Origin of the sequence: Cupriavidus pauculus (assembly GCF_008801835.1) — a bacterium.
GTDB classification, from domain to species: domain Bacteria; phylum Pseudomonadota; class Gammaproteobacteria; order Burkholderiales; family Burkholderiaceae; genus Cupriavidus; species Cupriavidus pauculus.
On record NZ_VZOW01000007.1, the window covers coordinates 166,419 to 191,209 of the forward strand.

Annotated in this window: 22 protein-coding genes; 9 read left to right on the forward strand and 13 right to left on the reverse strand. The window is 67.5% G+C overall.

Annotated elements, in window-relative coordinates; genetic code table 11:
• Nucleotide 1 precedes the first annotated feature (1 nt).
• Nucleotides 2-871 carry a GntR family transcriptional regulator gene (locus F7R19_RS10820; protein WP_150980398.1) on the forward strand — a complete coding sequence of 290 codons (870 nt, stop codon included), beginning with the start codon at nt 2-4 and terminating at the stop codon, nt 869-871.
• Between the two features lie 27 nt (nt 872-898).
• Here the strand turns inward: F7R19_RS10820 and F7R19_RS10825 are convergent, their stop codons facing one another.
• The gene (locus F7R19_RS10825; protein ID WP_061954651.1) at nt 899-1,465 is read right to left on the reverse strand and encodes a helix-turn-helix domain-containing protein; all 567 of its coding nucleotides are present in this window, start codon (nt 1,463-1,465) and stop codon (nt 899-901) included.
• 174 nt (nt 1,466-1,639) lie between these two features.
• Between F7R19_RS10825 and F7R19_RS10830 the strand changes: the two genes are divergently transcribed.
• The 4 genes from F7R19_RS10830 to F7R19_RS10845 all read left to right on the forward strand — a co-directional run bounded on the left by F7R19_RS10830 (nt 1,640) and on the right by F7R19_RS10845 (nt 5,170).
• Nucleotides 1,640-3,010 (forward strand): LLM class flavin-dependent oxidoreductase, encoded by a 1,371-nt coding sequence (locus F7R19_RS10830; protein ID WP_150980403.1) that lies wholly within the window; start codon nt 1,640-1,642, stop codon nt 3,008-3,010.
• 17 nt (nt 3,011-3,027) lie between these two features.
• Nucleotides 3,028-3,531, forward strand: coding sequence for a flavin reductase (locus tag F7R19_RS10835; protein WP_061954655.1), 504 nt, complete (start codon nt 3,028-3,030; stop codon nt 3,529-3,531).
• Nucleotides 3,532-3,533: 2 nt separating this feature from the next.
• Nucleotides 3,534-4,751: an MFS transporter gene (locus F7R19_RS10840; protein ID WP_150980405.1), complete on the forward strand. Its 1,218-nt coding sequence runs from the start codon at nt 3,534-3,536 to the stop codon at nt 4,749-4,751.
• 233 nt (nt 4,752-4,984) lie between these two features.
• The gene (locus F7R19_RS10845) at nt 4,985-5,170 is read left to right on the forward strand and encodes a CsbD family protein (protein ID WP_061954659.1); all 186 of its coding nucleotides are present in this window, start codon (nt 4,985-4,987) and stop codon (nt 5,168-5,170) included.
• A 144-nt stretch (nt 5,171-5,314) separates the two neighbouring features.
• Here the strand turns inward: F7R19_RS10845 and F7R19_RS10850 are convergent, their stop codons facing one another.
• From F7R19_RS10850 to F7R19_RS10870, 5 genes are read right to left on the reverse strand one after another with little or no spacing between them, the layout of a single operon-like run.
• Nucleotides 5,315-6,769, reverse strand: coding sequence for an FAD-binding oxidoreductase (locus F7R19_RS10850; RefSeq protein ID WP_150980408.1), 1,455 nt, complete (start codon nt 6,767-6,769; stop codon nt 5,315-5,317).
• A 9-nt stretch (nt 6,770-6,778) separates the two neighbouring features.
• Nucleotides 6,779-7,582 carry a 4-hydroxy-2-oxoheptanedioate aldolase gene (hpaI, locus tag F7R19_RS10855; protein ID WP_061957019.1) on the reverse strand — a complete coding sequence of 268 codons (804 nt, stop codon included), beginning with the start codon at nt 7,580-7,582 and terminating at the stop codon, nt 6,779-6,781.
• A 25-nt stretch (nt 7,583-7,607) separates the two neighbouring features.
• Entirely contained in the window at nt 7,608-9,086 is a 1,479-nt protein-coding gene (locus F7R19_RS10860; RefSeq protein WP_150980410.1) for an NAD-dependent succinate-semialdehyde dehydrogenase, read from the reverse strand.
• 18 nt (nt 9,087-9,104) lie between these two features.
• Entirely contained in the window at nt 9,105-10,628 is a 1,524-nt protein-coding gene (locus F7R19_RS10865) for a UxaA family hydrolase (protein ID WP_150980413.1), read from the reverse strand.
• A gap of 21 nt (nt 10,629-10,649) precedes the next feature.
• A complete protein-coding gene (locus F7R19_RS10870) occupies nt 10,650-11,672 on the reverse strand; it encodes a tripartite tricarboxylate transporter substrate binding protein (protein ID WP_150980416.1) in 1,023 nt (340 codons plus the stop codon).
• Nucleotides 11,673-11,813: 141 nt separating this feature from the next.
• Between F7R19_RS10870 and F7R19_RS10875 the strand changes: the two genes are divergently transcribed.
• The 4 genes from F7R19_RS10875 to F7R19_RS10890 all read left to right on the forward strand — a co-directional run bounded on the left by F7R19_RS10875 (nt 11,814) and on the right by F7R19_RS10890 (nt 15,943).
• The gene (locus tag F7R19_RS10875; protein ID WP_150980417.1) at nt 11,814-12,800 is read left to right on the forward strand and encodes a LysR substrate-binding domain-containing protein; all 987 of its coding nucleotides are present in this window, start codon (nt 11,814-11,816) and stop codon (nt 12,798-12,800) included.
• Nucleotides 12,797-14,062 carry an NAD(P)/FAD-dependent oxidoreductase gene (locus F7R19_RS10880; RefSeq protein ID WP_150980420.1) on the forward strand — a complete coding sequence of 422 codons (1,266 nt, stop codon included), beginning with the start codon at nt 12,797-12,799 and terminating at the stop codon, nt 14,060-14,062. The genes F7R19_RS10875 and F7R19_RS10880 overlap by 4 nt, the downstream gene beginning before the upstream one ends.
• A 166-nt stretch (nt 14,063-14,228) precedes the next feature.
• Nucleotides 14,229-15,185, forward strand: coding sequence for a sensor histidine kinase (locus F7R19_RS10885; protein ID WP_280519611.1), 957 nt, complete (start codon nt 14,229-14,231; stop codon nt 15,183-15,185).
• Nucleotides 15,182-15,943, forward strand: coding sequence for a LytR/AlgR family response regulator transcription factor (locus F7R19_RS10890; protein ID WP_150980423.1), 762 nt, complete (start codon nt 15,182-15,184; stop codon nt 15,941-15,943). Before F7R19_RS10885 ends, F7R19_RS10890 begins: the two co-directional genes overlap by 4 nt.
• A gap of 27 nt (nt 15,944-15,970) precedes the next feature.
• Here F7R19_RS10890 and F7R19_RS10895 read toward each other — a convergent pair whose 3' ends face one another.
• The 7 genes from F7R19_RS10895 to F7R19_RS10925 all read right to left on the reverse strand — a co-directional run bounded on the left by F7R19_RS10895 (nt 15,971) and on the right by F7R19_RS10925 (nt 24,760).
• The gene (locus tag F7R19_RS10895; RefSeq protein WP_150980426.1) at nt 15,971-16,300 is read right to left on the reverse strand and encodes a 2TM domain-containing protein; all 330 of its coding nucleotides are present in this window, start codon (nt 16,298-16,300) and stop codon (nt 15,971-15,973) included.
• Nucleotides 16,301-16,468: 168 nt separating this feature from the next.
• Nucleotides 16,469-18,721, reverse strand: a complete 2,253-nt coding sequence (locus F7R19_RS10900; protein ID WP_150980428.1) for a molybdopterin-dependent oxidoreductase — start codon at nt 18,719-18,721, stop codon at nt 16,469-16,471.
• 4 nt (nt 18,722-18,725) lie between these two features.
• The gene (locus tag F7R19_RS10905) at nt 18,726-19,697 is read right to left on the reverse strand and encodes a Bug family tripartite tricarboxylate transporter substrate binding protein (protein ID WP_061957010.1); all 972 of its coding nucleotides are present in this window, start codon (nt 19,695-19,697) and stop codon (nt 18,726-18,728) included.
• Nucleotides 19,698-19,765: 68 nt separating this feature from the next.
• Nucleotides 19,766-20,797, reverse strand: a complete 1,032-nt coding sequence (locus F7R19_RS10910) for a M14 family metallopeptidase (RefSeq protein WP_150980432.1) — start codon at nt 20,795-20,797, stop codon at nt 19,766-19,768.
• Complete coding sequence (gene metC / locus F7R19_RS10915; protein ID WP_150980434.1) at nt 20,781-21,992, reverse strand: cystathionine beta-lyase; 1,212 nt, start codon at nt 21,990-21,992, stop codon at nt 20,781-20,783. The genes F7R19_RS10910 and metC overlap by 17 nt, the downstream gene beginning before the upstream one ends.
• Before the next feature lie 72 nt (nt 21,993-22,064).
• Entirely contained in the window at nt 22,065-23,063 is a 999-nt protein-coding gene (locus F7R19_RS10920) for a Bug family tripartite tricarboxylate transporter substrate binding protein (RefSeq protein WP_061957029.1), read from the reverse strand.
• Nucleotides 23,064-23,146: 83 nt separating this feature from the next.
• Nucleotides 23,147-24,760, reverse strand: a complete 1,614-nt coding sequence (locus F7R19_RS10925) for a rhodanese-like domain-containing protein (protein ID WP_150980437.1) — start codon at nt 24,758-24,760, stop codon at nt 23,147-23,149.
• Between the last annotated feature and the right edge of the window lie 31 nt (nt 24,761-24,791).

The following is a 24,791-nucleotide window of genomic DNA, read 5'->3' on the forward strand; positions in this document are numbered from 1 at the left end:
CTTGTCGAAGCGCCGCCGCGCGCGTACCGTGGCGGCGTCGCCAACCATCCGCCGCGCTTCCGGCCCCGCGTCCGCGGCTTCGATTTCCAGCATGACGCTCGATACCCATACCGGCCTGCCGCGCTTTCAGCAGGTTCGCCTGATCCTGCGGGACCGCCTTCGCGCCGGTCTCTATGAAACCGGCATGCCGATGCCCGGCGAGCGTCAGCTTGCCGAAGAGTTCGGCGTGGCGCGCGTGACGGTGCGCGCGGCGCTGGCACGGCTGCAGGAAGAGGGACTGGTCATGCGCATGCGTGGCAAGGGTACTGTGCCGACGCTCCGGCACGGGCGCGCGCAGGCGTCCACCGTGCCGCACGTCAGCGGCGGGCTGCTCGACAATATCGTCAGCGTCAGCATGCGCACGCGCGTGCAAGTGCTGGAATGGCGACGCATGCCGGCGCCGCCGTCGGTCAGCACCGCGCTTGGCTTGCCGCCAGGCGCACCGGTGCTGAAGGTGGTGCGCGTGCGCAAGTTCAAGACGCAGCCGATCGCTTACACCGAAGTGTTCGTGCCCGGCGATCTGGCCGGCGCACTGGATCGCCATACGCTGCAGGACACGCCGATGCTGGTGGCGCTGCAACAGCATGGCGTCGAGGTGGTGTCGGCCGAGCAGACGCTCGGCGCCGCAGTGGCCGATCTCGATGTGGCGCGCATCCTGCGCATCGCGCCGGGCGTGCCGCTGCTGCGCGTGTCGCGTGTGGCCAGCGACAGCAAAGGCCGCCCCGTGCAGTTTCTGGTCGGCCTGTATCACCCGGAGCGCTACACCTACCAGATGCGCCTGTCGCGCGCCGGTGCATCGACCAACGTGTGGATCGACGCCGATCAGCACTGATGCCGGCCGCCGATGCGCGCAGTGTGTTCAGCGTCGCACCAATGCCACCACGTAGACGCACGGCGTGCTGCCAGGATTGACGAACGTGCATGGCGCAGGCGGCCCCAGTTGCAGGCAGTCGCCCGCGTGCAGCGTGTGCACCAGTTCTCCTTCCTCGAAGACCAGTGTGCCCTCCGTCACCCAGATCTGCTGGTGCTGGAACGTGAACGCCGACGAAGGATAGGCCACGCGCGCACGGCCGGGCAGCGTGACGTGCACCAGTTCCAGCATGCCGCCATTGCGCGGCGAGATCGCGCGGCGCGTGTAGCCGGTTTCGGGGTCCTGCCATACCGGCTGGTCCGCATGGCGGCTCAGTCGTTCGCCGCTCTGCTCGGCCAGCGCCAGCAGCATCGACAGCTGCAACCCAAACGCGCCGGACAGTCGCCCCAGCACCGTTGCCGTTGGACTGGCTTCACCGCGTTCGATCTTGCTGATCATCGCCCGCGATACGCCCGAGCGGTCGGCCAGATCCGCCAGCGACCAGCCGCGCGATTCGCGCTCGATGCGCACGCGCGCCGAGATGGCGTGGGTCGGGTCTTCGGGCAGTCGGCTCATGGTGATGGGCAAGTCGGGAGACGTCGCATTATAAGAGCGGCGCGGCGTTGGCTCCGGCGCGCATCGATCGAACACATACGGGTAAACCCTGCGCGACAAGTCCTTACGATAATGGCATTTCGTCCACTATAGTGGATGGCAAATCGAACGCCCCAATCGCCGAACGGAGCCCCCATGCCGCGCGAAATCCGCCTGAATGCCTTCGACATGCATTGCGTCGGCCACATCCAGCAAGGCATGTGGACCCATCCGCGCGACCATTCGCATCGCTACGCCGAGCTCCAATATTGGGTCGATTACGCCAGGACGCTCGAGCGCGGCCTGTTCGACGGCATCTTCTTTGCCGATGTGCTGGGCGTGTACGACGTCTTCGGCGGGAGTGCCGATGCCGCGCTGCGCGGCGCTGTGCAGGTGCCGGTCAACGATCCCACGCTGCTGATCCCCGCCATGGCCGCGGTGACGCAGCATCTGGGATTCGGCGTCACCGCCAATCTGATCTACGAGCAGCCGTTTCTGTTCGCGCGCCGCATGTCCACGCTCGATCACCTGACCGGCGGGCGCATCGGCTGGAATATCGTCACCGGTTATCTGGACAGCGCTGCGCGCGCGATCGGCATGGAAGGGCAAGTGGCGCACGACGACCGCTACGATCTGGCCGACGAATACATGGCGCTGGTCTACAAGCTGTGGGAAGGCAGTTGGGATGACGATGCGGTGGTCGCCGACCGCACGCGCGGCATCTACGCCGATCCCGCGAAGGTGCGTGCGATTCATCATCATGGGCCGCAGTACAAGGTCGACGCCATGCACCTCTGCGCGCCGTCGCCGCAGCGTACGCCAGTGCTGTATCAGGCAGGCGCATCGACGCGGGGCCGCCGCTTTGCCGCCACGCACGCGGAATGTGTGTTCGTCAACGGACAGAAGAAGGAGGGCGTCAGGGACATCGTCGACGATATTCGCAGGCAGGCCGTGCAACTGGGCCGGCAGGCGGAGGACGTCAAGGTGTTTCTCGGCGCGACGCTGGTGGTGGGGCGCACCGACGCCGAGGCGCAGGAAAAATTCGAGGAATATCGCCGTTATGTCAGTTCCGAAGCGGCGTTGGTGCATGCGGCGGCTTCGCTGGGCATCGATTTCGCGCGCTATGACCTCGACGAGCCGATCGATACGGGCAAGAGCCAGGCCATCGTGTCCAACGTCGAAGCGATGACGCGCAGCGCCGGGCCACAGTGGACGCGCCGCAAGCTGCTGGAACAGATGGTGCTGGGCAGCCGCCAGCCGCCGTGGGTGGGCTCCGCGGAGCGCGTGGCGGATCTGCTGATGGCGTGGAGCGAGGAAACCGGCGTCGATGGCTTCAACCTGTCGCGCACCGTGGTGCCCGAGTGTTTCACGGACGTGATCGATCTGGTGGTGCCGCTGTTGCAGGAGCGCGGCGCCTACAAGACCGCGTATCGGACCGGCACCTATCGCGACAAGCTGTTTGGCCGCGCGCGGCTGCCGGCATCGCACACCGCCGCGCGCTATCGCGGCGCGGGCGCCAACCTGTAATCGTCGGGCTCTGGATCATGGTCGACAAGACAACCTTTCGTGACGCGATGGCCGGCCTGGGCGCCGCCGTCAATGTCGTCACCACCGACGGCCCGGCCGGCATGGCCGGCTGCACGGCGTCCGCCGTGTGCGCGGTGACCGATGAGCCGCCCACGCTGCTGGTCTGCATCCATCGCGCCAGCCGCAACAATGCGGCGATGCGCGCCAACGGCAGGCTGTGTGTGAACGTGCTGAGCGCCGAACAGCGCGATGTGGCGATGCGCTTTGCCGACAAGGAGCTGTCGATCGACGCGCGTTTTGCCGGTGCCGCGTGGGACCGGCTGGTGACCGGCGCGCCGGTGTTGCATGGCGCGGTGTCCGCACTCGATTGCGAGATCGTATCGGTGACCGAAGTCGGCACGCATACCGTGTTTTTCTGCGAAATCAAGGCCGCGCAAACCGCCAGCGATAGGGACGGCCTGATCTATTTCGGCCGCGACTTCCATCGCGTCGGCGCCGCCGCGCTATCGGCCGCGGCGTGAGCATGCCGGCATCGCCCTCACGCGGCAAACTGTTCTCGATCGTGATCCTGTTGCTGGCCGAAGTGGCGGCAATGGGCGTGTGGTTTTCCGCCAGCACGGCTGTGGCGGTGATCAAGCGCACTCATTCGATCAGCGCCTTCGATGAAGCGCTGCTGACCAGCGCCGTGCAGTTCGGCTTCGTGGCCGGCACGCTGGCATCCGCGCTGCTTTCCCTGGCCGATCGCTACGATCTGCGGCGCCTGTTCGCGGGCTCGGCGTTGCTGGCGGCCATCGCCACGGGCGCGCTGGCCTTCCTGCCGCCAACCGGCGGGGCGGTGGCGGTGCTGCGCTTTGTCACCGGCATGTGCATGGCCGGCGTGTATCCAGTGGGCATGCGGCTTGCCGCCACCTGGGCGCAACGCGATTTGGGTTTGCTGATCGGCTTGCTGGTGGGCGCGTTGACACTGGGATCGGCCAGCCCGCATCTGGTGGCGGCCACCGGCGGCGCAGACTGGCGCACGATTTACGGCGTGGCCGCGGCCTGCGCCGCGTGCGCGGCGGCAATCATCGGGCTGGCTGGCATCGGTCCGCATCTGAAGCGCGCCGCGCGCATCGACCTGTCCAAGATCGCGCAGGCATGGCGTCAGCCTGCCGTGCGGCTGGCCAATCTCGGCTATCTCGGCCATATGTGGGAGCTTTACGCGATGTGGGCGTGGTTGGCGCTGTTCCTGCAACAGACGCTGGCGGCCCGCGGCGCCACCGACGCGCGCACCGATGCGGAACTGCTGACCTTCACGGTGATTGCCATCGGCGCGCTGGGCGCGTGGCTCGGCGGCTGGCTGGCCGACCGCGTGGGGCGCACCGCGGTGACGATCGGCGCGATGGCCGTCAGCGCATCGTGCGCCGCAGCGATGGGCTGGCTCGGCGCGGCGCCGATGACCGTGCTGGTGGCAGTCGCGCTGGTATGGGGCGTATCGGTCATCGCCGACTCCGCGCAGTTTTCCGCAAGCGTGACCGAACTGGCCGATCCCTCGTCCATCGGCACGTTGCTGACCGCGCAAACCTGCGCCGGATTTCTGCTGACGCTGGTCAGCATCCACCTGCTCCCCGACGTGGTGGCGCTGCTGGGGTGGCGCGGTGGCTTCGGCATGCTCGCTATCGGCCCGGCGCTCGGCTGCGTGGCGATGTGGCGGCTCAGGCAACATCCGGACGCCGTGAAACTGGCGGGCGGGCGGCGCTAGGCGCAAGCGCCGTGCCGACAAACGGGTGAAGCCGCCTTTGCGGCACTTGCGAGCGGCCGCGCTGCCGCGCCGGAGATGGCGTCCGACACACCATTGCGGTGTCGTCCTACGTGCATGCGCCAGCGTATTTTCTACACTGTCCTCTAGCGCCGCTTCCCATGCAACGCGTCGCCGCTGGCGACGGTCCGTTGACGGGGACCCGGCCTTTTCGAACCGATCATAGGAGCGTGACCATGAACAAGGACCAAGTGAAAGGCCGTGTGAACGAAGCCAAGGGCAAGGCCAAGGAGCTGGCCGGCAAGGTGACCGGCAAGGCGTCCACGGAAGTCAAGGGCAAGGCCGAGCAGGTAGCGGGCCGCACGCAGGCTGCCTATGGCGACGCCAAGGAAGACATGAAGAAGAACCGGAATCCGCGCTGAGCGGAAACCCCTGCGAACTGGCGTGCGCTGCGGCACGGCGCGCGCCAGTGAAAAATGCAGTCACGGAAGGCGGGGCGCGATGCCCCGCCTTTTCTCTTTTCTGTTGGCAACAACCGTTGGTAACGACCGCGATCCTGCCTGCGATCAGGACGCCGCCGCTCCATCGATTTGCGGCAGCACGCGCCCGGGGTTGAGCAGGTTCTTGGGATCGAGCGCGCGCTTCACCTGCCACATCAATTCCAGTTCCACCTGCGATTTGTATTGCCGGAGATCGTCGCGCTTGGCCACCCCGATGCCATGTTCCGCGGAGATCGAACCGTTCTCGGCATGGGCCAGCCCATCGACCAGATCGGACACGGGCTTGTACCACTGCGCAAGGAACGATTTTGCGTCGCGGTCGCGCGGCCGCAGCGGATTGAAGTGGACGTTGCCGTCGCCCATGTGACCGTAGATCACCATGCGCGTAGCGGGCTCCAGCGCCAGCACGTCGGCCGATGCCTTTTCGATGAACTGGGCGATGCGCGACACCGGCACCGAGATATCGCATTTGATGCTGCCGCCGGTGCGGGTCTGGGCGTCCGAGATTTCTTCACGGATACGCCAGAACTGCTGGATGTCGGCCAGGCTCGAAGCGACGGCGGCGTCTACCACCCAGCCGTTGCCGAGGCCCGTTTCGAGGATTTCCATCAGCGTCGCGTTCAGGCTGTCCTCGTCGGCGCCCGAGGTCAGTTCGATCAGCACCATCCAGTCGTGCCGCGCGGGTAGCGGCGACGGCGCGTTGCCCAGGTATTCGAGCACGAGATCGAGCGCGGGCGCCGAGATCAGCTCGAAGGCGGTGACCGCGCCGCCCGACAACGCACGCGCTTGGCCAAGCAGTTGCACGGCCGCTGCGGGGCTTTGCACCGCGACGAACGCCACCGCCGTGGCGCGCGGCTGCGGCATCAGCTTGAGCACCGCGCCGGTGATGATGCCGAGCGTGCCCTCCGCCCCAACAAACAAATGCTTGAGGTCGTATCCGGTGTTGTCTTTGCGCAGCCCCTTGAGCGACGAAAACACGCGCCCGTCGGGCAGCACGACTTCGATCCCCAACACCAGGTCGCGCATATTGCCGTAGCGCAGCACTGCCGTGCCGCCGGCATTGGTCGACAGATTGCCGCCGATCTGGCATGACCCCTCGGAGCCGATGCGCAAGGGAAACAGCCGCCCGTTTTCGTCGGCGGTGGCGCGTGCGGCCGACAGCGTGACGCCTGCCTCGACGGTCATGGTGTCGTTGACCGTGTCGACGGCCAGCACGCGATTCATCTTCTTCAGGCTGACCACCACTGCCGTGCCGCTGTCGTCCGGCACGGCGCCGCCCATCAGCGACGTGTTGCCGCCCTGCGGCACCACCGGCACGTCATGCGCGTAGCACCAGGCCATCACGCGGCTGACCTGTTCGGTGGACGACGGCATCACCACCAGCGGCGATTTGCCGCGATAGATGCGGCGATAGTCGGTGACGAACGATTCGGTATCGGCGTCGGCTACCAGGCAGCCGTTGGCGCCAACGATGTCCTGCATGGCATGCAGCAGAACGTCTTGAGAGGGCAGTGAGGTCATCTTCAACAATCAGTAGGCGGCGCCGGGCGCGTCGATGCGTTGCGCGCGATCCGGCAGGAATTCGGCGGCCAGCTTGCGCGCCGCGTTGGCGAAGACCAGCACGTCGACGCCGGTGGCCACGAAGGTGCAGCCCAGTTCCAGATAACGACGCGCGAGCGCGTTGTCTGAAGTGAGCGTGCCGGCGGCCTTGCCGCTGGCCACGATGGTGCGCATCGCGCTTTCGATCTGCGCCTGCACATCGGGATGGCCCGGATTGCCGCGGTGGCCCATCGACGCAGCCAGGTCGGCCGGACCGATGAATACGCCGTCGACGCCCTCCACGGCGCAGATCGCTTCCAGGTTTTGCATGGCGGTTACGGTTTCGGCCTGCACCAGCAGGCACACCTCGTCGTCGGCCACGTCCAGATAGTCCTTGCGCGCCGTCCATTGCGACACACGCGCCACGGCGCTGCCCACCCCGCGCACGCCGAAGGGCGGGTAGCGTGTGGCGCGCACCAGCGCGGCGGCCTGCTCGGCGGTATCGACCATCGGGATCAGCAGCGTGCGCGCGCCGATATCGAGCAGTTGCTTGATCAGCGCGGTTTCGCCAGAGACGGCGCGCACCACGGGCTGCGACCGATAGGGCGCCAGCACCTGCAGCGTTTGCAGGATGGTGCGCACATCGTTGGGCGCATGTTCGCCATCGACCAGCAGCCAGTCGAAGCCGGCCGTCGCGCTGACTTCGGCCAGATAGGGCGTGGCGCCGGACATCCAGAGGCCGATTTGCGCCTGGCGCGCGGCCAGCGCGGTCTTGAACGGGTTGTGTGCGGGCATGGGGGTTGTCTCCTGTCGGGTGGGCTCAGTTCAACTGGCCCTGGCAGAGATACTTGGTATGCATGTAATCGTCAAGCCCGTGCCGCGATCCCTCGCGGCCGTAGCCCGATTCCTTCACGCCGCCGAACGGCGCGGCTTCGGACGCCAGCGCCCCCTCGTTGATACCGACGATGCCGGTTTCCAGCGCCTGCGCCACGCGCCAGATGCGCCGCACGTCGGTCGAATAGAAGTAGGCCGCCAGGCCGAACGGCGTGTCGTTGGCGTCGCGCACCACTTCGTCCTCGTGCGTGAAGCGGAACACGGGCGCCACCGGGCCGAAGGTTTCCTCGTGCGCCAGCGCCATCGCCGGCGTTGTATCGACCAGCACGGTCGGCGCGTAATAGTGCGGGCCGTCGGCCTCGCGCACGCGCCGGCCGCCCACCACCACGCGCGCGCCGTGCGCCACGGCGTCCTGCACGTGGCGGTCGATCTTGTCGACAGCGCGCGCGTTGATCATCGGCCCGATCTGAGCGGCGGCCTCGCTGGCCGGGCCCACATGCAGCGCGCTTACGCGGGCCGCGAGCTTGTCGACGAAGGCGTCATGCACGCCAGCCTGCACGTAGACGCGATTGGGACAGACGCAGGTTTGCCCGCCGTTGCGGAATTTGGCCACCATCAGCCCTTCCACGGCCGCATCGACATCGGCGTCGTCGAAGACGATGAACGGTGCGTTCCCGCCCAGTTCCAGCGACAGCTTCTTGAGCGTGGCGGCCGATTCGCGCGCCAGATGCTTGCCCACCGGTGTCGATCCCGTGAACGTGATCTTGCGCACGCGCGGATCGGCCAGCCAGGTATCGACCACGGCCGGCGTGCTGGCGCGCGACGCGGTCACGATGTTGAGCACGCCATCGGGCAGCCCGGCCTGCTGGGCCAGATACACCAGCGCCAGCGCGGTCAGCGGCGTGTCTTCGGCGGGTTTGGCCACCACGGTGCAGCCGGCGGCCAGCGCCGGGGCGATCTTGCGCGCGATCATCGCCAGCGGGAAATTCCACGGCGTGATCGCCGCCACCACGCCGACCGGCTCCTTCAGCACGATCATCTTGCGTCCCGGCACCGCTTCGGCCACCACGTCGCCGCAAATGCGCGTGGCTTCTTCCGCAAACCATTCGACGTACGACGCGCCATAGCGCACTTCGCCCAGGCTTTCGTGCATCGGCTTGCCCTGTTCGGCCGAGATGATGCGCGCGAGATCGACCTCGTTGGCGAGGATCAGCGCGTGCCAGCGCTTGATGATTTGCGCGCGTTCCCGCGCGGTGCGGGCGCTCCATGCCGGAAACGCGGCCGCCGCCGCATCGGCCGCGCGTGCGGCGTCGGCCGCGCCGCTGTCTGGCACGCGGGCAATCACGTCACCCGTGGCTGGGTCGGTGACTTCGAGCATCTGGCGTGCGTCTTGCGCATCGCACCATTGCTGCGCGATGAAATTCTGCGAACGCAGCAGTTCGCCGTTGGAAAGGGATTCAAGCATGAGGAATGCGAAGAAAAGTTAGCTGACGATGCCGACATGCCAGGGCACGAATTCATGATCGCCGAGCCCCAGCAGTTCGCTCTTGGTGGGAGCGCCCGATGCCGCGCGCAGGATGTGCTCGAAGATCCGTTCGCCCATCTGCGCAACGCTCAGTTCGCCATCGAGCACCAGACCGCAGTTGATGTCCATGTCTTCTTCCAGGCGGCGATACATCGGCGAATTCGATGCCAGCTTGATGGTGGGCGCGGGCTTGGAGCCGAACATCGAACCGCGCCCGGTGGTAAAGCAGATCAGGTTGGCGCCGCTGGCGATCTGGCCGGTTGCGGCCACTGGGTCGTAGCCTGGTGAATCCATGAAGACGAAGCCCGCGGTGTCGATCGGCTCGGCATATTCGTACACCGCCTGCAGCGGCGTGGTGCCGCCTTTCATGGCCGACCCCAGCGACTTTTCGAAGATGTTGGCCAGGCCGCCCTGCTGGTTGCCGTGGCCGACCACGCCGTTGAATTGGGCGTTGTGTCCCGCCGTGTAGCGTTCCCACCAGGCCAGTCTGTCGAGCAGCTTCTGGCCCACTTCCGGCGTGACCGCGCGGCGCGTCAGCATGTATTCCACGCCGTGGATCTCGGGCGTTTCTGACAGGATCGCCGTGCCGCCGTGGCGCACCAGGATATCCATGGCCGCGCCCAGCGCCGGATTGGCGGTGATGCCCGAAAACCCGTCGGAGCCGCCGCATTCCAGGCCGATCTTCAGATGGCTGGCGCTGACCGCTTGCCGCGTGCATGCGTTGGCGGCGGGCAGCATGGCCTCGATGGCGCGGATGCCCGCCTCGATGGTGGCGCGCGTGCCGCCAGTGTCCTGCATCACCAGCGTATGGAGGTTTTCGCCGGGCGTGAGCCCCTGCGAGTCCACCAATGACGCCACCTGATTGCGCTCGCAGCCCAGTCCGACGATCAGCACCCCGGCCAGGTTGGGGTGGCGCGCGTAGCCTGCCAGCGTGCGGCGCAGCAGATCGAAATGCTCGCTGGGCGACGACATGCCGCAACCGCTGCTTTGCGCGAACGCGGCCACGCCGTCGACGTTGGGATAGGCCGCCAGCCGCTCCGGCGTGAAATGCGCGGCGATGTGCTTGATGACGGTGGCCGAGCAGTTCACCGATGAAAGAATGCCGATGAAATTGCGCGTGCCCACGCGGCCGTCCGGGCGCACGTAGCCCATGAACGTGGCGCGCTCGGCTTCGGGCACATAGTCCACGGGCCGCACGTCACGACAGAATTCCGGATCGCGATAGAAATCGACGAGTCGCAGGTTATGGCTGTGCACGTGGTCGCCCGCCGCGATGTCGCGATCGGCCACGCCGATCACGGTGTCGTACTTGCGAATCTGTTCGCCGCGCGCAATCGCACGCGCGGCGATCTTGTGTCCGGCAGGCACCTGGGCGCGCATGCGCACGCCAAGCGCTTCCAGCGGCTGGCCCAGCGTCAGATCGGTTCGGGCGATCAGGACGTTGTCGTTGGCGTGCAGACGAATGACGGGAGAAAGGGTCACGTTTGAAAGATGCGTTGCGGGTTAGCTCTGCGCGAGCATTTCCTTGAGCTTCAGGCGCTTGATCAACTGCGTTTCCTGGGCGTAGACCGTCGCCACGTATTTCTTGTAGTCGGGTCCGTCCAGGTACATCAGGGGGGCGTCCAGGCGCGCGGCGACGGACTTGAACTCCGGGCTGGCCACGGCGGCGCGGAACGCCTCGCGCAGCCTGGTCTCGATGGCCGGCGGCAGGCCCTTGGGTGCACCGATGCCGTTGGGCGCTTCCACCACCACGTCGTAGCCAAGTTCCTTGAGCGTCGGCGTGTCCTTGAAGCGGGGCGTGCGCTGCTCGCCCCAGGTTGCCAGCAGGCGCAGCTTGCCGCCTTCGACATGCGGCGCCCACGAGCTGGAATCGGCCAGCAGGTCCACCTGGTTGGCCAGCACGTCCTGCAGCGCGGCGGAGCCGCCCTTGTAAGCGATGGCGTTGAACTTCACACCAGCGGCCAGCGCGAACTGTTCCATGCCGACGTGCGTGGCGCCGCCGATGCCGGCATGCGCATAAGTGACGCGGCCAGGGTTGGCGCGCGCTTCTGCAATCACGTCGGCCAGCGTCTTGAAGCGCGAGGCCGATGGCACGGCAATGCCGAACGTCTGGCCCGAGGTGCGCGCCAGATATGTGAGGTCGGTGCGCGGATCGAGTTGCAGCATGCCGAGCTGCGAGAAGCGCGTGACCGAAATCGGCACCTGGCCGATGGTGTAGCCATCGGGATTGGCGCGTGACAGCGCCTTGGTGCCGATCATTCCCGACGCGCCGGCGCGGTTTTCCACCACGATCGACTGTTTAAGGATGCCGGATGCCACCTGGCACAGCGCACGCATTGACTGGTCGGCCGTGCCGCCGACGGGCCACGGGCAGATGAAAGTGATGGGACGCTCGGGATACTCGGCAGCTGCGCGCGCCACGCCCGGGATCAGCAGGCTGGCGCCGCTCGCGGCGGCAGCGGTGGCCGCGGCGCCGCCCAGCAACAGGCGGCGGCGCATCGGGTTGGCGGGATGGCGGTCAGTCATGGGGATGTCTCCAACATTGTTGTATGTCGCGGCAAGGTCGGCGCCTACCGCTCTGCATGCGATTGTCAGGGCGATCAACATAACCATCCAATAGAAAATCGGCATTGCTTCATAACCTGCGGGTTTAGTAGACTCGCGGCCATGGCCCATATCGATCGCGCCTTCCGCTCCAATATCAAGCTGCGCCACCTGCAATTGCTGGTGGCGCTGGACGAGTTCCGCCATCTGGGGCGTACCGCAGAATTTCTTTCGGTCAGCCAGCCGGCCGTGTCGAAGGTGTTGGCCGAGGTGGAAAAGATGCTGGGCATGACGCTGTTCACGCGCTCCACGCGCGGCACGGAACCCACCGCGGCTGGCGCTTCGCTGGTGCGGTTTGCGCGCTCGGTGCTGGCCCAGTACGATCTCACGCGCGACGAGATCGAGGCCGAAGCCAGCGGCGCGGCCGGTCGTGTGCGCGTGGGATCGATGAGCGCCGCGCTGCCGGTGCTGGTGGCCGGCGCGGTGACGCGCCTGAAGCAGCGTGCGCCACGCGCCACGGTGCTGATCGAGGAGGGCGACCTCACGCACCTGCTGCCGCGCCTGCGCCTGTCCGAGCTCGATGTGGTCGTGGGCCGGCTCGAACCCGCCTATGCCGCTCCCGACCTGTCGACGCAGGCGCTCTATGAGGACCCGATGGTGGCGATCGTCGCGCCGGACCACCCACTGGCGCGCAAGGCGCGGCCCGACTGGTCGGACCTGGCCCGGCATCCGCTGGTCATGCCGCCGCCGTGGGCGTCGCTGCGCGTCAAGATCGAGCAGGCCTTTCATCGGCACGGCCACCAGCCGCCCGCGGATGTGATGGAGTCGTCGTCGTATCTGGCGGTCACGACGTTCGTCGCGCAGCGCCACGCGGTAGGATTCGTGGCGCGCTCGGTGGGTCGGCAGTTGCAGTCCGAAGGACGCTTCCACGTGCTGCCGATGACGGTGCGGATCGATCTGCCGCCGATTGGACTGATGACATTGCGCGATCGCCGGCCCGCCCCCAGCGCTACCGAACTGATCGCCTGCCTGCAGGAGGAAGCGCGCCAGATCGCGAAGCCTCGCGGCAGATCCCGAAACCCTTTGAAGACCGTAGTCAGGACGTCATGACAGACGCAGCCAGAAATTCCCGCCGTACCGAAGTGGTGGTACTGGGCGCCGGCATTGTCGGTGTCTGCACCGCGCTGGCGCTGCAGCAGCGCGGCCACGCCGTTTGCCTGATCGACCGTAACGCGCCAGGGCGCGAGACGTCTTACGGCAACGCCGGCATCATCCAGCGCGAAGCAGTGCAGCCCTATGCGTTTCCGCGCGCATGGCAGGCCATCTTGCGCGTGGCCGCGCGGCGCGGCAATGACGTGCATTACCACCTGCGCGCGCTGCCTTCGCTGGTGCCGTCGCTGGCGCGCTACTGGCACGCGTCCGCGCCGCGGCGCTACGCGGCCACGGTGGCCGCCTACGCGGCATTGATCGAGCATTGCATCGACGAACATGCACCGCTGGTCGAACGCGCTGGCGCGCAGGACCTGATTCGCAAATCGGGCTGGCTCGAGGCGTATCGCACGCCTGCCGCATTCGAGGCCGCCGCGCGCGACGCGCAGGCGGTATCGACGCAGCACGCATTGCATACCGCGATTCTCGACGGCGACGCGCTGGCCGCCGCGGAACCCGCGCTGCAGCGCCGCCTGGCTGGCGCGGTGCACTGGCAAGACCCCTGGACCGTGAGCGATCCCGGCGAACTGGTGGCTCGCTATGCGGCGCTGTTCGAACGCGAAGGCGGCGTGTTTGTGCGCGGCGATGCCGATACGCTGCGCGCCGTCGGCAGCGGCTGGACCGTGCAGACCAGCGCGGGCGCGATCGACGCCGAACACGCGGTTATCGCGCTGGGACCGTGGGCGGCGGGACTGACGCAGAAGTTGGCGTACCGGCTGCCGCTGTTCGTCAAGCGCGGCTATCACCGCCACTATCACGTGCAGGACATGCCGCAAAAACCGCTGCTCGACGCGGAAAACGGCATCCTGCTGGCGCCGATGCGGCAGGGCCTGCGCCTGACCACGGGCGCGGAATTCGCCCATCACGAAGCGCCGCCCACGCCGGTGCAATCGGTGCGCGCGCAGCAATTGGCGGCTGAACTCGTGCGGCTGGGCGATCCGGTGGAAGCGCAGCCGTGGATGGGCGCGCGGCCCTGTATCGCCGACATGCGGCCGGTGGTCGGGCGTGCGCCGCGTCATGCCAACCTCTGGTTTCACTTCGGCCACGGCCACCAGGGACTGACGCTGGGCCCGGCTACGGCGCGGCTGCTGGCGGAACTGTTCGATCACGACCGGCCCTACGTCGACCCCGCACCGTACGATCCGCGCCGCTTCGGCGGCTGAAGGCGGCCGGGCACCGGCGCGCGCGATTCGCATGCGATGTCGCGGTGGCTCGCGCCGTCCAGCCGTCAACGACGCCGCCGTTCTGTCGATCCGCGCAATCCCGGTGTCCAACGCGCCAGGGCCGGTGTTAATCTCGCTGCAACTGCGAGCCCCCACCCACCGAACCGTGCGCCCCGTCGATCCCGATCTCTGGCGAAACGCCGCCGACCAGCATGCCTATAACGAAGCGCGCCGCCGTGTGCGGGGGCTGCGTTTCTTCTACATGCATGCGCTGGTGTATGTGGGCGTCAATGCGCTGCTAATCGTCATCAACCTCATCACCTCGCCACATCGTCCGTGGGCCAGCGCGCCGCTGATGGGATGGGGCGTGGGGCTGGCGGTGCACGGCATCATGACGTGGAGCCGTGTCGGCCTGCTCGGCCGCAACTGGGAAGAACGCAAGATCGCCGAGTACATGGCTCGCGATCAGGTGCGTACGCTGTCGACGGAAAAGCAGTTGGTGGAAGCGCAGATGCGGCTGCTGCAGGCGCAGATCGAGCCGCATTTCCTGTTCAACACGCTGGCCAATGTGGTGAGCCTGATCGAGCCAGCGCCGCACAAGGCCACGCTGATGCTTGAGCATTTCATCGCCTACCTGCGCGCATCGCTGGCGGCCAGCCGGGCCACGCAGGGCACGGTCGCACAGGAAGCCACGCTGCTGCGCGATTATCTTGCGCTGATCAAGATCCGCATGGGCGACCGCCTGCAATACGCGATCGAAGTCGACGCCGCGCTGCAAGCCGTACCGCTGGCGCCGATGCTGTTGCAGCCCGTGGTGGAGAACGCCGTCAAGCACGGGCTGGAGCCGAAGATCGAAGGCGGCCGCCTGCTGGTGAAGGTGGAGCGCCGCGGGCCGCGCATGCTGGCCACGATCGAGGATGACGGCATGGGGTTCCGGCCCGGCGGTGCGTCGGGCGTCGGGCTGTCCAACCTGCGCGAACGGCTGGCGGTGCTGTACGACGGCGACGCCCATGTGCGGATCGAGGATCGCGCACCCGGCACCGCCGTGCTGATCGAAATCCCGCTGCCGCGCCAATTCCGCAATGGAGACGCCAAGGGAGACACCAATGGAGACGCTGCATGACGCTCACCGCATTGATCGCCGACGATGAAGAGCACCTGCGCGCGCATCTGCGCGGCAAGCTGGCGCGCCTATGGCCCGAACTCGATATCGTTGCCGAGGCCGCCAACGGTGTGGAGGCCGCGGCGCTGATTGCACGGCATGCGCCGGCCGTGGCTTTCCTCGATATCAAGATGCCGGGCATGTCCGGGCTGGAAGTGGCGCAGGGCATGGAAACCGATACGCGGCTGGTGTTTGTGACGGCCTATGACGAATTCGCACTCGATGCCTTCGAGCGCGCGGCAGTGGACTATCTGGTCAAACCGGTCAACGACGAGCGTCTGGCGCGCACCATCGGACGGCTGCGCCGCGCCTTGCAGGATGCGGCGCCGTTGCCGGAACTGGCGCAACTGCTCGGTCAGCTCACGCGCGGGCAGCCGCGCGCCGAAGGTGCCGGGCCGCTGCGTTGGGTGCGCGCCAGCCGCGGCAATACCACCAGCCATGTACCGATCCAGGACGTGCTGTATTTCCAGAGTGACGATAAATACGTGGTGGTGCATACGCGCGATGGCGAACATCTGATCCGGACGCCGCTTCAGGAACTGATCGACGGGCTCGATCCGGACGTGTTCTGGCAGGTGCATCGCTCCACCATCGTCAACATGGAATACGTGGCCGGCACGCGGCGCGACGATTCGGGACGCCTGTTCGTGCGCATGCGCGACAGCGATACGGAACTGCCCGTATCGCGCGCGTATGTGCATCGCTTCCGCCAGATGTAGGCCGCGCGCTTTGGCGCAGCGCGCCGCTTAGTAGCGTTCCATGAATTCGCGGATCTTGCGGCTCTCCCAGTCGCGGCCCCAGCGCGACAGGCGCGTCCACACCAGGATGCCGTGCACCGCCAGTGCCAGGCCCCACGCCAGCGTGGTGCTCAGCGGCCATGGCCAGCCGCTGGTGGCATGGTGCGACCACGACGGCGTGGGGAAGTAGAAGAAGCGGAACCACAACCAGCCGTTGACCACAAGATAGACCAGCAGGTGCACATACCAGCCGCGCAGTTTGCGCACCGCCCGGCGTGCGCGCCAGTAGGCCATGGCATTGTCGTCGGGCGGCGGGAAGGGTGGGTGATTCGGTTGCATGGCTCGGTCCTGTCCTTGAAATGCGTTGCGATGGCTCCGTTGTAAGCCACGCGACATGCACTTTCCAGGGGGCTGGGCCGAATCGACAGGAAATCGCCGCGAGCGACGGCGCGCTGGCGCGAATGACGGCACCAGCGACGCCGCACCCTGCCGCGTCGGTCGTGCCGCCTAGGCTTCGCGTGACACCTCCACGAGGCAGCTCATCGCATTGGGCCCCTGGGTCAGGTCCGATGTGCCGATATCGAGCGTCAGCGTGTTGGCCGCGCCGGCGCGGTCGATGCCGTCGGTGTCGGGGTCGTACCATGCGCCGGTGGCGATGACCGCCACGCCGCGCGCCACGCCGTCGCTGATGGCCAGCCCCGCGGCGAGCGCGCCGCGCCCGTTGTGTACGCGCACGCGCATGCCCACATGCAGGCCGCGTGCCGCGGCGTCTGCGGGATGCAGGGTGATGCGCTCGGCGCCGGCGATCTTGCCGGCCTGCGCCAGCGGCGCGGCATCGAGCTGGCTGTGCAGCCGATCGGCCGGCTGCACCGACACCAGATGCAGCGGATGGGTTTGCGCCTGCGCCGCGCCGAGCCATTCCACGGGCGGCCGCCAGTTCGGATGCGTACCGCAATCGCTGGACATCGCGCCGATGTTGGGGCTGGACAACTCGATGCGACCGCTTGGCGTGCGCAATGGATGCGCCACCGGATCGGCGCGGAAATCGTCGAACAGCACGAAGTCTTCGGTGGGCGGCGGCAGCGCCACGTAGCCGGTGCGCCAGAACTGGTCGAAGTCCGGCATGTCGATGCCCGCGCGGGCCTGCGCGTCGCGGCATCGTGCGTAGATGCTGGCGATCCAGTCGCGCTCGTCGCGTTGTTCGGTGAAGGCGGCGCGATAGCCGAGACGGTCGGCCAGTTCGGTAAAGATGTCGAAGTCGCTGCGTGCGCGATGCAGCGGCGCAATCGCCTGATGCATCGCCAGTACATAGCGGTCGCGCGACGAACCGCCGATATCGTTGCGCTCAAGCGCCGTGGTGACGGGCAGCACGATGTCGGCATGACGCGCGGTGGCGGTCCAGCAGATGTCCTGCACGATCACGGTCTGCGGGCGTGCCCACGCCTGGCGCAGGCGCGACAGTTGCTGATGGTGATGGAACGGATTGCCGCCGGCCCAGTGGATCAGCTTGACGTCCGGATAGTGGCGCGTTTCGCCGCGAAAACGATAGGCGCCGCCGGGATTGAGCAGCATGTCCGACAGCCGCGCGCATGGGATGTCCAGATTGGCGGGATTGCGGCCGACCGGCATCTCCGGGCCCGGCGTTGCCACGCGCGGATTGCCGACGCCATTCATCGATCCGTGGCCAAAGCCGAAACCGCCGCCCGGCAAACCGATCTGCCCAAGCATTGCCGCCAGCGCAATCGCCATCCAGTAGGGCTGTTCGCCGCGGTGCTGGCGTTGCACCGCAAAGCTGCAGGTGATGTAGCTGCGCCGGCCGGCAAGTTGCCTGGCCAGTTGCGCGATGCGCGCGGCGGGGATGCCGGTGATCTGCGCCGCCCATTGGGGCGTCTTGGGCGTGCCGTCGCTCTGCCCCAGCAGATACGCTTCCAGTTCGGGCCAGCCGCTGCAATGCGTGTGCAGGAACGCGGCGTCGTGTGCGTCCGCGCGCCGCAGTTCATAGGCTACGGCCAGCATCAGCGCCACGTCGGTGCCGGGCCGGATCGGGATCCACTCGGCGCCCAGAAACGCCGGGCAGTCGTCGCGGGTGGGGCTGATGTTGATGACGGTGGCACCGCTGGCGGCCAGCTTGCGCAGCCATCCCTGCTGCGTGTGTTCGGCCGCGCCGCCCGACGACACTTGTCCGTTCTTGAGGGCCAGACCGCCAAACGCGACGAAGACCTCGGTATGCGCGATCAGGCTCGGCCATGCCGTGACGCGGCCGGTCAGCGGACGATCGGTGCCGATCACATGCGGCAGCAGAAATTGCGCGGTGCCCCAGCTGTAGTTGCCAACCTGATCGACGCAGCCGCCGCCGTGGAAGTGAAAGCGCCGGATCAACGAGCGCGCATGATGCAGGCGTCCCGCCGAAGACCAGCCGTAGGATCCACCAAAGATGCCGGACGGGCCATGCTCGTCGCGCACGCGGGCGATTTCGCCGGCGACCAGATCGAGCGCCGCATCCCACGACACCTCGACGAACTCGTCGCGCCCGCGCGCCTGTCCGTCACCGTCACCGTCGCCGCGCCGCGCAAGCCAGCCGCGACGCACCATCGGCGCACGGATGCGCGTGGGCGAATACACCGACGGCACGATCGAATCGAGCAGCGGCGATGGGTCGGGGTCCGCCGCGAAGGGTTCGCAGCGGACCAGACGCCCGTCTTCCACCACGGCGGTGAAGGCGCCCCAATGCGCCAGTTGCGGATAGCGGCGAACGGTCACGGGATCAATCGCCCTGGATGCCGGCTTTGCGGATCAGATCGCCCCACTTGGCGCGTTCCGTGCTGAGCAGGCGGGCAAACTGCTGCGGCGTGTCCGAGGTGGCGTCCATGCCGGAGATCGCCAGGCGATTGCGGATTTCGGGATCGGCCATCACCTTGACCAGCGCCTTGTTCAATTGCGCAACGACGTCCGGCGGCGTGCCGGCTGGCGCCACCAGTCCGTACCAGTTGGTCACGTCATAGCCGGGCACGCCTGCTTCGGCCACGGTCGGCACGCCCGGAAACTGCGGTGAGCGCGTGGCGGTGGTCACGGCCAACGCGCGCAGTTTGCCCGAGGCGATCAACGGTTTGGCCGACGGATCGGAGAACGTGATCGGCACGATGCCGCCCATCACATCGGTCAGCGCCGGCGTGGTGCCCTTGTACGGCACATGCTGCATCTGCAGACCGGTCAGCATCTTGAACTGTTCGGCCGCGATCTGGCCGATGGTGCCGTTGCCGCCGGACGCGTACGAGAACTTGCCGTTGGCGCTGCGCACGGCGGCCAGCAAGCCCTGGATGTCCTTGTACGGCGTATCGGCGCCGGTCACCAGTACGTTGGGCATTGTCACCAGCACGCTGATCGGCGCGAAGTCCTTTTGCGGGTCGTAGTTCAGCTTGCGCAGGTTGGGCCAGATCGTGAAGGAGCCGGGCGTTGCCACGTAAAGCGTGTAGCCGTCGGGCGCGGACTTGGCAACCATGTCGGTGGCGATCAGGCCGCCGGCGCCGGGCCGGTTGTCGATGATGACGTTGGCCTTCAACTGGTCCGACAGCGCCGGGGCGATGGCGCGCGCCAGGGCGTCCGCGCCGCCGCCCGCGGGAAAGCCCACGACCAGGCGGATCGGCCGGGAGGCGTCCGGCCACGCCGCGTGCGCGGCGAATGGCGTCAGGACGGCGAGTAGCGGAACAAGCAGGCGCAGCGCGCGGGGGGAAAACATGGCAAGACTCCGGCAGGTGGGGAAAGCATCAAGACGTCAAAACATCGAGGCGTGACGAAGATCGGATGTCAGGCGTTGCGGGGCGGCGGGACCGGCACCGTGTCCCATTCCCACGCCACGAACGCCAGCCGTTCGCCGGTGTGGACCACGGGATCGCTGCGCAGGCCGATCAGCACACCGTCGCGCGCAAACGGCTTGACCGGCGTGAGCGACGCGTCGAGCTTGAGCGTGTCGCCGATCGATGCGCCTTCGGCCACCCGGTCGCCGGCGCGCGCCGCGGGCACGAACAGGCCGCCCTCGTCGGCGGTGATCCAGCCGCGCCGTGTCACGCGCCGAAGTGTGGTAGCCGCCGCGCGCGTCGCGGGCGCAGCGAGGATGCCCATCTGCACGGCCAGCGTCTGGAATCCGCTTTCGGCCACGGCAATGTTCTCGGGCTCGAAGCGGCTGCCGCTGCCCAGTTCCAGCATGAACGCGCAGACGCCGGCGGCCAGGCATTGATAGTCGAGCGCGCCGGCGATATTGCCGGGCAGCTCGCCCTTGCCGCCGACGTCCTGCTGGCATGCCACATGCGGATGGAACGGCGCCATGGCGGCCAGCACGTCGGCCTCCGTCACGCGGCTTTGCGGATGGACCTTGTAGACCGTGTAGGGGCGCGCGTCGAACAGCGGATTCATGGTGTGCAAGTTGATCAGCACATCGGCCACGCCGCGTACTTCGCTGATCAACGCATGCGCCAGGCGCTCTGACACCAGTCCGCCTGCATTGCCGGGATAGGTCTGGTCCAGATCGAGTTCGTCGTAGGGGTTGCGCTTGCGTCGCGCATCGAGCGCCTGCGGATTGCCGGTGGGCGTCACCACCACGTTGCCGCGCATGGTCGCCGGGTCGAGGCTGCGCGCAAAGCGCAATGCGGCCACCATGCCGTTGATCTCGTCGCCATGCACCTGCCCGTGCAGCCAGAGCGTGCGGCCCGGCTGAGCACCGCGCACTGCCACGTAGGGCAGCGTGACGGCCATCCCCGATGCCATCGAGCCAACGGGCAGATGGCCGCTGATGCGGGCAGGGCCCGTTGGTTGGCGCAGCCAGTCACCGATGATTGGCATGGGAAGACTCCTGTTCAGTGGAAAGATCGGCAATCGCGTCGAACGCGTGCGCGAGGTCGCGCAGCAGGTCGTCGACGGCTTCGAGCCCGATATGCAGCCGAATCACGGTGCCGTGCGATGACCAGTCCGTGACGCTGCGCGCGCGGCGCATGTCGGCCAGCACCGCCAGGCTCTCGAAGCCGCCCCACGATGCGCCGATGCCGAACAGCTCAAGGCTGTCGACAAAACGTTCGGCGGCCACCGGCGCGCGCGAACGCAGCGTGAACGACAGCAGGCCATTGGTGCCGTGGCAATCGCGTTGCCATAGCGCGTGATTGGGATCGTGCGGCAGCGCGGGGCAAAACACTTCGGCCACATCGGTGCGCGCATGCAGCCACTGCGCCACGGCAAGCGCGCCTTGCTGGTGTTGCGCCAGCCGCGCACTGAGCGAACGGATGCCGCGTTGCACCAGATACGCGTCGTCGGGGCTGACTGTGATGCCGAACGCGTCGGCCATGCTCGCCAGTTCGGGCCACGCGGCCGCGGTGGTGCAGACCGTGCCCATCATCACATCCGAATGGCCGCCCAGATACTTGGTGGCGGCCATCAGCGAGATGTCGGCGCCCAGTTCCAGCGGGCGATAGAGCAGCCCCGATCCCCACGTGTTGTCGGCCGCGACCAGTGCGCCGTGCGCATGCGCGCGCGCCGCGAGCGCGGGCAGGTCCAACATCTCATAGGTCAGCGAGCCGGGCGCCTCGACGTAGACGAGCCGCGTCTCGGGGCGCAGCTTTGCATCGAGGTCGGAGCCATCCGCGGCGTAGAAGTCGGCCGCGATGTTGTGCTGGCGCAGGAATCCGTTGGCGAGGTTGCGCACCGGTTCATAGACGCAATCGGGCAGCAGCACGTGCTGGCCGGGGCGCACATAGGCCAGGATCGTCATCGCCGCAGCGGCCAGGCCCGAGGGGAACAGCCGCGTGCGATAGCCGCCTTCGAGCATCGTCACCATATCTTCGAGCGCGAAGTTGGTGGGATTGCCGCGCGCGCCGTAGGTGAACAGGCGCTCGGTATCGCGGCGCGCGCGCATTTCGCGTTGCTGCGCGACGGAATCGAACAGCACGGTGCTGGCGCGCACCACCGGCGGGTTCACGGGCTGGCCGCCTGGCACGGTGGATGTGCGTCCGGTATGCGCCAGGCGGGTGGGGAGCGATGACGTCATGGTTGCCCTGTGGGATGGCTGGTATTGATGGAAAACGGTCGCAAGGACCGTGCCTTGCGGCACGGCGCCGGCTCAATCGACATGCGCGCCAGACAGCTTGACGATCTGCGACCAGCGCGAGATGTCCTGCTTCAACTGCGCGGCGAATGCGTCGGGCGTATTGGCCACCACATCGCTGCCGCCATCGTTGATGGTCTTGACCACGTCCGGCATCTGCAGCACCTGCACGATGGCGCGATTGAGCAGCGCCACGCGCTCCGGCGATGTGCCGGCCGGTACGAAGAATCCGTACCAGTCCTCGAAGCGTGCATTGCGATAGCCGAGTTCTTCAAGCGTCGGCACCTTGGTGAATACCCCGAGACGGCGCGGGCTGGTGACGGCCAGCGCGCGCATGCGGCCGGTCTGGATAAAGCCGGCCACCGACGATGTCGACGTGATCAGCACATCGACCTGGCCACCCAGCAGATCGTTGATCGCGGGGCCGGCGCCCTTGTAGGGCACGTGCTGCAGCGCGACATTGCTGTCCTTTTCCAGCACCACGCCAACCAGATGCGACAGCGTGCCGTTGCCCGGCGTCGCGTAGGTGATCTTCTGCGGCTGCGCGCGGGCCTGCGCCGCCATCTCCTCGAAGGTTTTCCACGGCGCATTGGCTGCCACCACGATGGCAAGCGGCGCCGCATTGATCTGCGTGACCGGCGTGAACTGCTTGACCGGATCGAAGCCCGGCGCGCGGTACAGCGTCGGGTTGACCGCCATGATCGATACCTGCGAAGTCAGCACCGTATAGCCGTCGGCCTTCGATTCGGCCACGTAGCGCGTGCCGATATTGCCGCCCGCGCCGCCGCGGTTGTCGGTGACCGCGCTCTGGCCCAGCACTTGCGACAGGCGCGTGGCCACCACGCGCGTCACCGCATCGTTGCCGCCGCCTGCAGGGAATGGCGAGACGATGCGCAGCGGCTGCGACGGAAAGCCGTTCACCGGCGTCAGCGGCTGCGCCGACGCAAGACCCGTCATGGCGGTGGCGGTGACGGCAACGGCGGTGACCAGATACTGCGAAAGACGGGATGACATCGGGCGTGGCATGGGGGCGACCTCTTTTCTCGGGCAGGTTTGCGATGCGGATACGGATGCGTGTGGGTGGAATCGTCGGCAGCTCAGTCGTGCTGCGGAAAACGGAAGGTGGCCAGTTCCTGCGCGTCGAGCTGCGCGATCAGGCCTGTTTCCCACGCCAGGTACTGGCGCGCGGCGGCCTTGTTGCCGTCGTGGCGGTCGTGCACGAAGAACAGGTAGTCGATGCAGCGCGCATCGGGCAGCGTGTGTGCGCCTTGCGAGACGGCGTGGCCGGCATCGCGCCATGCGGCAAAGCCGCCGTGCAGCCGGCGCACGTCGCGGTAGCCCAGCGCGTGGAGATCGCCCACCGCCAGTTCGGCCGGATCGTCGGCATCGGCGTCGCCCACCAGTACCAGCGTGGTGTCGTGAGGCACGCCGTGCAGGTCTTGCGCCAGCCGCGCGCGCGTGGCCCAGCGGCTACCGGCGATATGTCCGGCGCGATACGCCATGCTGCCGCGCAGATCGAGCGCCAGCATCGATTGATCGGCCAAGCCCGCGGCGAGTTGCGCGGCGTCGACCGTGGGTGGCGCGACCACTTCATGCTGCGGCCCGGCGGCGGCGCGCACGCCGGCCGCGAGCCCTGCCTGCAGGCCGCCGTCGAGTACCACCGCGTGATGGCCCATCTGACGCAGCCAGCTGGCTACCACGGTGGCGCGCACGCCTTCCGCGTCGAACAGCACCAGCCGCGCGCGGCGCACGCCGACGTACTGGTCGGTGGCCTGCATCAACTGGCCGCCTGGGGTGTGCTGCGCGCCGGGCAGCGTCTGCGCGGCGTATTCCTCGGCCGTGCGCACGTCGCACAGGAACGTGGTGCGCGTGTCGTCGGCCAGCCATGCCATCGCTTCGCTGACCGAAATATGCGGCACGTCGAAGCGTTTGGTCAGCGCCTGCGCGGCGCTGCGCGCGGCATCCAGATCGCGCGGCGCGGTGTTGTCCGGATAGCGCGCCGTGCCGCCGTGTTCCAGCGTGAAATCGTTCAGATACCAGCCCTGCGTGCCGTTTTCCAGCGCATAGACCGGATTGGGCACACCGAAGTTGATCAGCGATTGCGCGCCGATGATACTGCGCGTGCGTCCCGCGCAGTTGATCACGATCGGCGTCGTGCTGTCGGGCACCAGATCGCGCAGACGGTAGGCCAGTTCGCCGTTGGGGCAGCAAACCGCGCCGGGAATGTTCATCTTGCGGAACTCGGACGCGGGCCGCCCGTCGAGCACGACCGGCGCATTGGGGCCGGCCTGCATCGCGGCAAGATCCTGCGCGGAAATGCGCGGCGTGTTGTAGTGGTGCTCGGCCAGTTCGCCAAAGGTTTTCGACGGGACGTTGACGCCGGCAAACAGCGTGTAGCCGGATGCCTGCCATGCGGGCATGCCGCCATCGAGCACGAACAGCCGCGTATAGCCAAGCTTCGCTAGCGCGGCGGCGGCGCGTTGCGCCACGCCGTCGCCATCGTCGGCCAGCACGATGCGCGCATCGGTGCGCGGCGCCAGGCGTCCCACGTCGAGTTCAAGACGGCTGTAGGGCAGCGGCACGGCATAGAACGGATGGCCTTCGCCGTATTGGCCGTGTTCGCGCACGTCGAACAGCGCGATCTCGTCGGCATCGTGCAGCCAGCCCTTGAGCGTGACGGCATCGACTGCGGTGTAGGTAGGTTGGCTCATGAAATTCCGGGCAATAGGGGGCCGTCCTCTG